Source organism: Micromonospora sp. NPDC023956, from assembly GCF_040639195.1.
Taxonomy (GTDB): domain Bacteria; phylum Actinomycetota; class Actinomycetes; order Mycobacteriales; family Micromonosporaceae; genus Micromonospora.
In genome coordinates, this window is sequence record NZ_JBEZZN010000033.1 from 1 (window position 1) to 10,638 (window position 10,638).

Annotated in this window: 18 protein-coding genes; all 18 read right to left on the bottom strand. The window is 71.1% G+C overall.

Translation table 11 applies throughout. The features are described 5' to 3' along the window. Window positions 1–250 (bottom strand): hypothetical protein (locus tag AB0F58_RS29770; protein WP_357150160.1); only part of this gene is annotated, 250 nt, incomplete at its 3' end. Continuing rightward, window positions 250–678 (bottom strand): DUF6093 family protein, encoded by a 429-nt coding sequence (locus AB0F58_RS29775; RefSeq protein WP_357150163.1) that lies wholly within the window; start codon window positions 676–678, stop codon window positions 250–252. The genes AB0F58_RS29770 and AB0F58_RS29775, both read right to left, overlap by 1 nt. After that, window positions 645–1,067, bottom strand: coding sequence for a hypothetical protein (locus tag AB0F58_RS29780; RefSeq protein WP_357150166.1), 423 nt, complete (start codon window positions 1,065–1,067; stop codon window positions 645–647). Before AB0F58_RS29780 ends, AB0F58_RS29775 begins: the two co-directional genes overlap by 34 nt. A 65-nt stretch (window positions 1,068–1,132) precedes the next feature. Continuing rightward, a complete protein-coding gene (locus AB0F58_RS29785; protein ID WP_357150169.1) occupies window positions 1,133–1,504 on the bottom strand; it encodes a hypothetical protein in 372 nt (123 codons plus the stop codon). Window positions 1,505–1,518: 14 nt separating this feature from the next. Continuing rightward, window positions 1,519–2,550, bottom strand: a complete 1,032-nt coding sequence (locus AB0F58_RS29790; RefSeq protein ID WP_357150172.1) for a major capsid protein — start codon at window positions 2,548–2,550, stop codon at window positions 1,519–1,521. A gap of 17 nt (window positions 2,551–2,567) precedes the next feature. After that, window positions 2,568–2,981 (bottom strand): head decoration protein, encoded by a 414-nt coding sequence (locus tag AB0F58_RS29795; RefSeq protein ID WP_357150175.1) that lies wholly within the window; start codon window positions 2,979–2,981, stop codon window positions 2,568–2,570. Between the two features lie 70 nt (window positions 2,982–3,051). Continuing rightward, a complete protein-coding gene (locus AB0F58_RS29800; protein WP_357150178.1) occupies window positions 3,052–3,558 on the bottom strand; it encodes a hypothetical protein in 507 nt (168 codons plus the stop codon). A 48-nt stretch (window positions 3,559–3,606) separates the two neighbouring features. Beyond that, window positions 3,607–3,918, bottom strand: a complete 312-nt coding sequence (locus tag AB0F58_RS29805; RefSeq protein WP_357150180.1) for a hypothetical protein — start codon at window positions 3,916–3,918, stop codon at window positions 3,607–3,609. Then, on the bottom strand, window positions 3,884–4,507 hold the full coding sequence (locus AB0F58_RS29810) for a hypothetical protein (protein WP_357150183.1): 624 nt from the start codon (window positions 4,505–4,507) through the stop codon (window positions 3,884–3,886). The genes AB0F58_RS29805 and AB0F58_RS29810 overlap by 35 nt, the downstream gene beginning before the upstream one ends. Then, on the bottom strand, window positions 4,494–5,927 hold the full coding sequence (locus AB0F58_RS29815; protein ID WP_357150186.1) for a phage portal protein: 1,434 nt from the start codon (window positions 5,925–5,927) through the stop codon (window positions 4,494–4,496). Before AB0F58_RS29815 ends, AB0F58_RS29810 begins: the two co-directional genes overlap by 14 nt. 16 nt (window positions 5,928–5,943) lie before the next feature. Further along, on the bottom strand, window positions 5,944–7,548 hold the full coding sequence (locus tag AB0F58_RS29820; RefSeq protein WP_357150189.1) for a hypothetical protein: 1,605 nt from the start codon (window positions 7,546–7,548) through the stop codon (window positions 5,944–5,946). Beyond that, window positions 7,548–7,964 carry a hypothetical protein gene (locus tag AB0F58_RS29825; RefSeq protein WP_357150192.1) on the bottom strand — a complete coding sequence of 139 codons (417 nt, stop codon included), beginning with the start codon at window positions 7,962–7,964 and terminating at the stop codon, window positions 7,548–7,550. The genes AB0F58_RS29820 and AB0F58_RS29825 overlap by 1 nt, the downstream gene beginning before the upstream one ends. 101 nt (window positions 7,965–8,065) lie before the next feature. Beyond that, the gene (locus AB0F58_RS29830) at window positions 8,066–8,275 is read right to left on the bottom strand and encodes an HNH endonuclease (RefSeq protein ID WP_357150195.1); all 210 of its coding nucleotides are present in this window, start codon (window positions 8,273–8,275) and stop codon (window positions 8,066–8,068) included. A 413-nt stretch (window positions 8,276–8,688) separates the two neighbouring features. Then, the gene (locus AB0F58_RS29835) at window positions 8,689–8,964 is read right to left on the bottom strand and encodes a hypothetical protein (protein WP_357150198.1); all 276 of its coding nucleotides are present in this window, start codon (window positions 8,962–8,964) and stop codon (window positions 8,689–8,691) included. Further along, window positions 8,961–9,206 carry a hypothetical protein gene (locus AB0F58_RS29840; RefSeq protein WP_357150201.1) on the bottom strand — a complete coding sequence of 82 codons (246 nt, stop codon included), beginning with the start codon at window positions 9,204–9,206 and terminating at the stop codon, window positions 8,961–8,963. The genes AB0F58_RS29835 and AB0F58_RS29840 overlap by 4 nt, the downstream gene beginning before the upstream one ends. A 16-nt stretch (window positions 9,207–9,222) precedes the next feature. Further along, complete coding sequence (locus AB0F58_RS29845) at window positions 9,223–9,573, bottom strand: hypothetical protein (protein ID WP_357150204.1); 351 nt, start codon at window positions 9,571–9,573, stop codon at window positions 9,223–9,225. Then, window positions 9,573–9,986 carry a hypothetical protein gene (locus AB0F58_RS29850; RefSeq protein WP_357150206.1) on the bottom strand — a complete coding sequence of 138 codons (414 nt, stop codon included), beginning with the start codon at window positions 9,984–9,986 and terminating at the stop codon, window positions 9,573–9,575. The genes AB0F58_RS29845 and AB0F58_RS29850 overlap by 1 nt, the downstream gene beginning before the upstream one ends. A 210-nt stretch (window positions 9,987–10,196) precedes the next feature. Then, a partial coding sequence (locus AB0F58_RS29855; RefSeq protein ID WP_357150209.1) for a hypothetical protein occupies window positions 10,197–10,638 on the bottom strand: 442 nt, incomplete at its 5' end.

Sequence of the window (10,638 nt, forward strand, 5' to 3'; positions counted from 1 at the left end):
CCTGGCGGCGCTCCTTGTCCGGGCCGATGTCGGCGGACGCACCGGTCGGCGTCTCGGTCGAGTCGTAGGTGATCGCGTACGGGTACGCCGGGGCGTGCCGCAGGCCCTGCACCCGACGACGCGCGTCGTTCTTGATGTTCAGCGCCCCACGCTGGACCACCTTGCGCACCTCGACCGGCGCAGCAGCCGCCGCCTGATCCAGACCGACCGCCAGACGCTTCAACTCACCCGACTCGAACGTCTCGCCCATCAGCTCGTCCGCTCCTCCACCTGCATCCGCCGCGCGGTCGCGTGGGTCTTGTGAGCCAGACCGCGCACCACGAACCGCCGGCCCACCAGGTCCGGGTCGTGGACCGACGCAGTCACCTGCACCTCGTCGTCAGCGGCGACCCCAACCACGCTCATCGGCACCTGAAGCTCGAACCGGACCAGCAGCAGCGCCGCCTGCCCCGACTCCTGCTCCTGCGCCGTCGCGGTCGGCTGCTGGATCCGGCACTTGCCCCCGTACACCTGCTCGTAGTCGGGTGTGACCACCCCAGACTCGTCGTCGTTCGTCTCACCGGTACGGCGGCGGATCACGCACTCGTCGACCATCAGCGTCTCGGCCATCGCCCGGCCGCGCGCCAGCACCGCCGCGGCGTCCATCAGCACCGCCTCCACGCGGGCACCGACCGGCACCGCCGGTCCACCGTCGGCGCGCCCGGCCGGATGGTGAACGCCCCCGCCGGGCTCAGGCCGACCGCGCGGCGGATCCGGTCGATCTCGCTGTCAGTCAACTCCGCCGGAACCAGAGACTCCGACGCGTACGTGTCCGTCTCCGAGTAGTCGTCGAGCTGCCGGGCCCTCGACCGCACACCACCCGGGTTGTCCACCATCCGCCTGGCCAGCGCCAACGCGACCGGTTTCAACGCCGACACGTCGGTCAGCGCGTCGTACCGGTCGTCGCCGACCACGCCCCGGATCTCAGCAGTAACCAGGGCCAGCACCAGGGCGGCAGTCTCCTCCGGCACGTCCACCGGCGGCGGGTACGCCGCCAGCTCGGCGGGGGTGAACAGGTCAGCAGGCACGGTCGCCTCCTCGCGGTGGTGGTCCGGCCGGACCGGGCCCGTGTCTTCCCGGCCCGGCCGGAGTCCTACTCGGTGCGGACGCCCGCCGCTTCCAGGGCGGCGATGATCGCCGGCCGCTTGGCGCCGGCCGGCACCTCGACACCCTTGCTGGCCGCGTACTCGCGCCAGGCGTCGGCGTCGGAGCCCGGACCGCCCTTCGGCGGCGGGCCGTCGCCGGCACGTCCACCGCCCGGCGCCGGGTCGTCGCCACCAGCCGACGGCCGCGGCGGGCCAGGCTCGGCGGCCGGGCCGTCCTCCCACACGTCCGGGTTGGTGATCCCCGCCTGCGCCCATCCCGGCAGAGAGTCGTCCGGGCCGAACGTGCCCGACCGGCCGGTCGGGTTGCCGTCACCGTCGCGCTCGTGAACGGTGACGAACATCCGCAGCTTCTTCGCCATGTCCGTCCCTCCTCTCAGGCGACGTCGGCGGCGAGGGTGAGGTCCGGGTTCGCGAGGACCGGCAAGCCGATCGTCGCGGCCTTCGTCCACACCGCCACCGGGTCCTTCGTCGAGTACGAGCCGGCCACGATGCCCGGCTCGTCGCCGGTCAGCCCAAACTCCGGCTCCAGCGACTCCGCAGTGGTGCCGTGCAGCGTCGCCCCCAGCTGGGTGGAGCCCGGCACGTCCGGGTCACCCGGGGCGGGCAGCAGGATCAGCCGGTCCGCCGGGATCACCCGGGTCGCCGAACCGTTGACCCGCACCTGCGCGTCGTAGATGTAGATCGGCGGCAGCCCGTACGCGGCGAACACCGCGTTCACGGTCTGCTGCGACACGATCGACGGGGTGCCCGCCGTGGTGGCGGCCAGGGCGCGGATCTCCGCGTTGCGCAGCAGGTAGCCCAGCACGGTGGTGGAGGTGAGGATCGCCTCGGGTGCCTCACCGTTGGTGTTGATGTAGGTGTCCCGCCAGGTCAGCAGGTCCGCCAGCGGCGTCGCCGTCGCCACCGTCGACCAGAGCGTGCCCGGGGCGACCGTGTGGCCACCGGCGCGGCCGAAGTCGACGGTCGCGACCACGCCGTTCTCGGCGATCTGAAGCTGGCCCCGGTAGAGGGCCTCACCGCGGGCCATCTCCAGCCGCGCGGCGACCGCCCGGGTCATGCGCTCCGTGTCGGTGAGGATCGCGTCCCGGATCGCGCCGATGTCGCGGCGCTGCCGCAGCCGGTCGTACTCGCCGAGCCGCACCTTGCGGGAGATGGGCGGCAGTTCGCCGGTTATGCGGGTGACACCCGGCCGGGCGCCGATCGGCGACTCCGCGTCGTACGCGCGGAACGTCGCCGCGTCGACGAGGCCCTCACCGCCGCGGGTGAACCGGTACTGGAGGTCGTCGACGACCTGCCGGGGCAGCCAGCGCGACAGCGTGAACTGGTTGCGGTCCTGGTCGGCCAGCGCGGCCCGCGAGTACCCGGTCAGTTCCGCCGGGGTGATGTAGTCCTGGTTGAGCAGCATCAGTCAGTCACCCCGTCTCAGGCGTCGAAGCGGATCTGCGGAAGGTCGGTCTTGTAGGCGCCGCCAGCGTCGGGACCACCGTTGGTGGCCTGGGCGATGGGCAGCTTCGACACCAGCACCCGTCCGTGCCACAGCAGCGCGCCCTGCACGTCGGTGGTCGTCGCGGCCGGGGCGTCCACCGCGCACAGCAGCAGACCGGCGGCGACCTCGGTGCCGTCGGACGCCGCGTTGTTGTACGGCCCGTACAGGCCCGTCGCGGTGATGCGGCCCAGGATGATGCCGGACTTGAAGTAGCCGTCCGGGTAGTGGGTGCCGGCCACGAACGCGCTGGTGTCCAGCGTGATCGACATGGCCCGGTCGGTGCCCTCGGCCGAACCCAGCCAGGACTGGTCGTCCTGGCCGAAGGACTCGGTGACAGGCGCAAGGTTCATCGTGCTCTCCTTCGCGAGCGAAACCGCGCCACCCTGGCGCGGGTCTCAGCGCGGTACTCCGCCCGCGCGGTCAGCTCTTCTTGCCGTGCTTCTGCTCGTAGAGGCTCGCCCCGGCGGCCACCGACCCGGCCGGCTCGCCGGAGCGAGAGCCCTGCGACGGGTCCGGCTTCGGCACCTTCCGCTCGGTTACGGTCGGTGCGACCGGGAACGTCGACAGAAGCTCGTCGGCGTCGGCCTCCAGCTCTTCACGGCTCGACCCGACGAGGCGTTTCGCCTGAGCCGGGGTGAGGCCCTTCTCGGCCGCGACCTCCAGACGCAGAGCACGCAGCTCCGCAGCGGCGGCCTTCGTCTCCGCCTCGGACAGCCGCTCGGCGGTCTTCTCCGCCTCCGTCTTGTCCCGGTCCTCGTACTCCTTCAGCCGCAGCCGCAGCGTCTCGGCCTCCTTGTTGGCCTTCCGCAGCGCCTGCTTGACCTCCGGCGGTACGTCCTGCGGCCTCTCGCCGCTGGTCTCCGGGCTGGTCGTGGCAGTGGTGTCCTCAGCGGCCCTCTCGGTCGCCTCGGTAGTGGTGTCCGCCATGCCGGCAGCACTCCTTGCAACTCGCCCGCCCTCACGGCGGGGACGTCATCAGCGCAGGTAGCGGTGCAGCCTGAGCAGCCGCAGCGCCTCCTCGCGGTTCCCGGCGGCCTCCCGCAGGATCTGCTCCGGCATCAACCTGGGGCGCCGGCCAGCGTTGACGGTCGTGAACTGACGGCCGGCCGCTTCGTACATGCCGCTTCGGACGTTCACGACCTGGGCGATGTCGGCGCCCGCCCGGATCGCCTCAGCGCCGGACTTCGTGAACAGCCGTTCCTGCTCAACGGTGGTCAGGCTGCCGAAGTACGCCTTCGGGTCGGTGCGCAGGTCATCGGCCGTGTCCTCCCGGGCCGGGATGTGCACGCAGTCGCACCGGTAATCGGGGGTGGCGCTGGAAACCAGCCGACCACCCGTACCTCCTCCCGGCGAGGATCGCGCATCGGGAGCACGATCGCCCCACCAGCATCCGCACATACCCGGTCGCCTGCGGTCGGGCCACCATCGCCACCTGGTCGGCCACCCGGCCCGCATCGGCGACCTGCGTGCGCGTGATCATGTCCAGCGACGCCCCGCCACCGGCCAGCGCCTGCCCGACGGCCATGCCCGACCGGATGCCGACCAGGGTGCTGATCACCGGCTGGTACAGCAGGTCCGCCAGGTCCCGGCCATCCGACGCGACCCCGGCCAGCGCCGCCGGATCCACCCGGGCTACCGCCGTCGGATCGACGCCCTGCACGTCGAGCACCTCATCCAGGTAGGCGTCCGCGCGGCCGGCCGCTGCCTGCTGCGCGCCGGTGAGCACCACCAGTAGCCGCAGCAGCAGCACCCGCCACGACCCGGCGATGTTCGCCGCATCGACCTGCCCCCACAGCCGGACCGCCTCGTCGGCGACGATCCGCGCGTAACGGCGGCGCACAGCGGCATGTTCCTCGGCGACCTCAGCCAGCGACATCGATGGTCACCGGCTCGGTGGCTTCTGCACCGCCAGGCTGCCCAGGAGGTAACGCACGTGCGATCTCCAGCATCGGGTCCCGTGCCCGGTCGGCCTCGTCTTCCTCCTCCATCCGCGCGATCTGCACCTGAGAGAAGCCGAGAGTCTCGCGGGTCTGCCGCAGCGGCACGATCGGGCGCTGCCCGGGAGGCGCGGTGTACAGCTTGACGGCGGCGTCGGCGGCTTGGGCGCGGGTCGGCGTGGCCGGGTCCCGCCACAGCGTCTCCATCTGCGCCAGAGCCGGATCCCACTCCCCGTCGATGATCCGGCGCACGATCCGCATCGTCAGCTCCCACGAGCCCCCAGCGGTGCGCTCGAACCGCTCGCAGGTCTTGATGAGCCGGGACTCGTCGGCGCGGATCCCCTCCGCGCTGGGCGGGTTCGTCGTCGACTGCCCCAGGTAGCGCATCGGCAACCCGGTCACCCCCGCGACAAGGGACGCGTAGTGGTCGACGATCGTCTTGAAGTTCGTCAGGTCAGCCGCGGAGAACTGGCCGACCTTCGCGTCCTTGTTCGCCATCCCCCAGATCGCGCCGAAGTACGACTCCCACGTCGTCAGCACGTTGCCGTCCCGGTCAACGAAGTCGCCCTTCGTCGCGCCGAGCACGTACCGCTGCGGCACCGCGAGCACCTCGGTGGCGATCTGCGCGTTCGTCAACGCGCGGGCTGCCGCGTCGGTCAGGCCGATCACCCGCTCGAACTGGCTGCGGCCCTCCCGGCGTGCCAGCCGGGGGCGGTTGGTCAGCGGCACCACCGGCACCACCCCGAGGTCGTGGACGTCGCGGTCCACCTCCACCCAGCGGGCGTCGCGCCGCTCCACCCACACCGTCCGGTCCGGCAGGTACAGCGTCGCCCGGCGGGCCGGACCGTCCTGGTAGACCTTCGCCGCAGCCACCACCCGGCGGGTACGCGGGTCCAACTCGACCGTGACCTCGTTCGACGACTCGACCGTCACCAACGGCACCGCCGGATCCCGGTCCCCGTCACCGTCGGCAGGCGACGGGGCGTCCGGGGTGTCGTCGCCGGAGCCGACCACGATGAACGACCGGCCGAGCACCAAAGCGTCGAGGTGGGCGAGCTGGGACTCCTCGTCCAAGCTGTTGGCCTGCCAGATCCGCCACAAGTCGGCGTCGGCTCCCGATGCGCCCGGAAGCCGGAACCCCTCCAGGTCGACACGCTCCTCGATCGCGTCCGCGTACGTGCCCGGCCACGCCACGATCGTCAGGAACCGGGCCAGCTCCGGCGGCACCGCCAGCCCGAGCTGCTCCAAGCGCTGCTCACCGTTGTAGTAGGCGTCCAACCGCAGGTTACGGCGCTGCGTACGCAGCAGTTTCAGCTCCAGCCGGCCGAGGATGGTCCGCTCGTCATCGGTCAGCGCCACGAACCACTCCTTCCGATCAGCGGAACACGATCACGCGGTTGTCCTCGGGCTCCGCGGACCAGCCGGCAGTGAGGGCGTCGGCGCGGGCCTCGTACGCCAGCGCGGCACCCACCACGCTGTCGATCTTTCGGTTGGACTGGTCGTGTTCCTTGCGGACCAGCCGGTGCCCGCCCTTGCGGCGCACGTACGCGTTACCGAAGTGCTCCACCAGCACCGGGTCCCCGGAATGCCACACCGAACCGTTCACCAGGTCCGTACGCAGCCGATCCAGCGCGGCGGCCATCGGCACGTCCCGGCGGGTCTCCCACGAGACCACCCGCTCCGGGCCCAGGTCCTCGGCCAGCGAATCGATGTCCGAGCGCCACTCGTGCGGGTCGGCGTACAGCCGCGACACCTCGTACCGGGCGAACGCCTCCCGGACCGCCGCCAGCACGTCCGAGCGGGGAACCTCCCACCAGTTGCCCTCCGGGCCGGCCGGCTTCGCCCAGATCCCCACCGGAAACAGGAACCCGTCCGACATCCGCGAGGCGATCAGCACCGTCGCGTCGTCCCGCAGCGACCCGTCGAAGCCCAACGCGATCGCCTCACCGGAGGCCACCGGATCCGGTCGGGCCTGCCGCTCCACCACGTCCAGCGGAATCCAGGCGTCCCTCGTCGACAGCGGCCGGTTCAGGTAGTAGCGGGCCGCCTCCGCCTCGTCCCGGCAGATCCGCGGATCCCGCATGTTCCGGTAGACCCGGTCCAGGTCCATCCATCCCGCCGCCGCGCCGTACACCTGCCGCAACTGCGCCTTGGTGTGCGCCTCGTCGTCCAGGTCGATGCGCCCCTTCGCCTCCCGGTGGTCCATCAGCACCGACGACGACAGTTCCCCCTTGCGCCACGCGGTCAGGGTGTCCTCGAACACCGACTGCTCGCCCGGCCGGTACGCCGTCGACGTCTGCATCAGCCACGGCTGGTCCCGCTTGCCCAGGTTCCGCGACACCGTGCCGTACATCGACTTCAGCTCGCGCAGCACGTACAGGTGCGTCTCGTCCGCGCACACCCACGTCTCCTTGCCGCCGTCCTTCGACGCCGACCCTGACGTGCACGCCCGGATCTCACCGCCGTGCGGCAAGTACAGCGCCGTCGCGGACTGGTAGTTCCTCGCCCCCGAGATGCCCTCGTAGACCTCCGGGTGAGTGTCCTTGCCCCACTCGCCGCAGATGAACGCGATGTTCTCGAACGTGTTCCCGGCCTGCGACTCCTCCGTGGCCAGGCACTTCAGCAGCGGGCTTCGCACCGGACGGCCCACCGGCTGCCCGTAGGCATCCCAACCGTCGAAACGCACCTCACCAAGGGCCTCGGCGACCCCCACCCAGCCGGCCAACTCCGACTTCGCCCGACCCTTCGGACGGGACAGCACCGCCTCGTCGTACACACGCCGGCCCGTCACCGGGCCCAGGCGGTAGGCGTGGCAGAGAAACCGCAGGAACTCGGTGTCCCGGTGGAACTCGACCGGCGCACCGACGACGTCCCCCGGGCCGTGGCAGCAGTACGTCTCGATCCACGCCGCGACGTCGTAGCCGAGCGTCGGGAACCCCAGGTTCAGCGGGTCGTCGGCCCGCTCCGGATCCCACGGCATCAGCCGGAATCTCGCAGCCGGTCACGCAGGTTCGTCACCGTGCCCGCCTTCCGGCCGCCCGGCACCGACGGTGCCTGAGCGCCCCGCGGTCCCCGGTACTGCGGACGCTTCCCCGTCTTCGGATCCGGCAGCCGCAACGCCGCGAGGAGCTGCTTCATCAGGTTCGCCGTCGCGTTCGCCTGCGTCAGCGCCGCATCGATCTTCAGCTCGTAGTCGTCGGTCTGAAGCCGGTGCGTCAGCCGCGCCCAGACGCTCACATCACCCCGCAGCAGCCCGTCGAGCTTGTCGAGACGGTCCTTCGCCCGGCACGCCTCCAGAAGCTGCACCTTCTGCGTGGGGTCCAGCTCGTAGTCGTCGGCGATCGCAGTCCACAGCTCCCGGCCTCCGGAACCCAACCCGAGCGGTACGGCAGTCACGTTGAGTCACCTCCTCGGGGCATCTCAGGGGTCTGGACAGCGAGCCACCTTCCCGGCGGTCTTACCTGCTCACCGGCTCGGGGGCCGGCCCCCACCCCTGGTCACGCTGCGTGATCCGACTTCGAAGAGTTACACCCGAGATGACTGCACTGGGTGTTCGCGAGCGTGTGCTCGCCGCCCTTCGACAGCGGCACGACGTGGTCGACGGTCGGGCTGGCCGGGTCGAACGGTGACGCCGTCACGTCGGTCGGCAGGCCGCAGATCTGACAGGTCCACTGGTCGCGAACGAACACGTCGCTGCGGTCGAACATCTCGATGACCGTCGCCCCCGCCGCTCGGGCACGCGCCGCTGCATCTCGCGCCCAGTCGTACCCGCCGCTGGTGCTGCGGCTCGCACCGTGTTGGAGCAGCGTCCGGCAGGTGACCGAGCACGCCGGTCGGTGCTTCGTCCTGGTGGTGCGTTGGATCTGCGCGCCGCAGACGGTGCACGGCACCGTGTGGGTGGCGTGCCGGTTGGGCTGGTGGAGCTGGTTGTAGTGGGTGGAGCAGAGACCTCGGGCGCGCAGGGCATTCGGACAACCGGGCTGAGTGCATGTCTTGGTGGGCGAGTCGGCTCGGGTGCGCATGACTTCCTCCCGGATATGCGGAAGCCCCAAGCCGGGAGACTTGGGGCTTCCTGCCTGCGGTGATCAGCCGCAGGGGTCTTCGGTTCAGGTGGTGACGGTCAGGCTTCGTCGTCTTCGGCTGCTCGCTTGCGGAGGCGGGTGGAGGCGTACTCGACGAGGCCGAGCATGCGGTGTAGGGGTACGTCGCTGTCTCGGCTGAAGCATCCGATGGCGGTGAGGCTGTCGCCGTCGTCGTCGAAGCGGTGCTGCGCGGTGATGACGACGTACTCGCTGAGCACGGATGGGACACCGTCGCCGTACGCGGCCAGTGCTTGTTCGATGGCGGCGGTGAGGGCGTCGTCGGCGGCGATCTGTTCGGGGGTTCGGCTGCTCACGTGGGCTCCGGTCCGGCGATGATGTCGCGTTCGAGGAGTTCGACCACGGCGGCGATCCGGGCGTTCTGGGTGGGACGTGGCAGCCGCTCCCAGGCGAGCATGTCGGGCAGGAGCCGCCGGTCGAGGATGATGCGCCGCTGTGCTTCGTGGAGTTCGTGCGCGATGCGTTCGGCGTCGGCCCAGAGCTGCACGGTGGCCGGGTCGGGAAGGTCGGCGAGGATCGCTCCGGCCATCGTCGCCATGCGGGTCACGCTCCCTTCAGCGGGCGTTGAAGCCGCCTGGCTGGTGCTCGGCGGTCTGGCGCCCGTGGCATGGGGCGCACAGTGGGCGGAGCCGGTGGTCGGCGTCCGGGTCGGTGACGCCTTGGGCGACGAGGTCGCGGCGACTGACGGGCCAGTGGTCGGCGACGGTGGCGCGCTCGCCGTCCAGCGCGCAGGTGGGGTTCCGTCGCAGGTAGTCGGCTCTGCGTCGTGCCCACCGGCTGCCGTAGCCCCGCTGGCTGCTGGTGCCGCGGGCCTGCTCTGCCTGCCGCCGGTGGTCGGTGCAGCGGCCGGTGTCGGTGAGGTCGGGGCAGCCGGGCTGTGAGCAGACCTTGAGTGCCCGGCGCATCAGGAGTGCCTGACGGCGTGGACAGCGACGATGGCGCCGGCCGAGAGGACCCCGGTGCAGCGAACCTGCACGGTCACGGTGGTCGCCGTCTGGGCGGTGATGCCGACGACGGTGAGGGCGGAGAGAAGGTTGACGCCGCCGGCGAGGGTCGCGGTGGCGCTGTACGCGTCGTCGGGCATGGCGTTCTTGAGGTTGACGGTGACTGACTGGGTGCCGGGTAGTGCCATGGCGGGGACCGGTGCCTGTCCAGAGGTGATGGTGACGCGGGCGAGGCGTTCGACGGTGGCGGCCATCTGGGTGAAGGCGGTGGCGTTCTCGTTGATGCGCTGCCAGATGGCTTTGAGTTCGGCGTTGATCTGGGAAACGAGTTGGCCGCGGCCGGGGACGTTGGGGTTGATCTGGTGTTCGGGCACCGGTTCACCTCCCTGCGTGGCGGGTGTGCGGGCAGGCCTCCGCCACAGTCGACCTGCCCGCGTCCCCCTCGCGCCCTGCACCTGGACGCACGACAGCCCGGCGGCGCTGAGCGCTCGGCCGGGCTGTGAGTGCGGTGCCCACTGCGTAGGTGGGTAGACCGCCGATGGCGGGACCTTAGCACATTTCGAACTGGGTGTGCATTTCGGACATCACTGGAGTCTGCGGAGTTGGGTGGGGGTCCAGCCGGTGTGGAGGGCGGCGGTGCGCCACCAGTCGTGGACTTCGAGGGTGAGCCAGTCGGCGAGCTGCGGCGTGAGGTCGTGTGCCCGTTCGGCCATGAGTGCCAGGACGCCTTTCTGCCAGTCGACGTTGCGGGGTGGGCTGGGCAGGTTGAGGCGGCCGTGGCAGATGGAGATGCCGACGGTGATGGCGCTGAGGGCGTCTACGGCGTTGACGCGGATGGGTGGGCGGCTGCCGGGTGCGGTGCGGGTGCTGCCGGTGGGTGTGCCGCTGGGTGGGGTGCAGGCGTCGCGGAGTTGGTCGAGGAGGGGCGGGAGGGTGTGGACGCGTCCTTGGTGGGCGATGTGGATGGGGCGGGCGAGTTGGTGTAGTTCGGCGGTGAGGTGGCCGGTGCGGGTGGCGATGGTCATG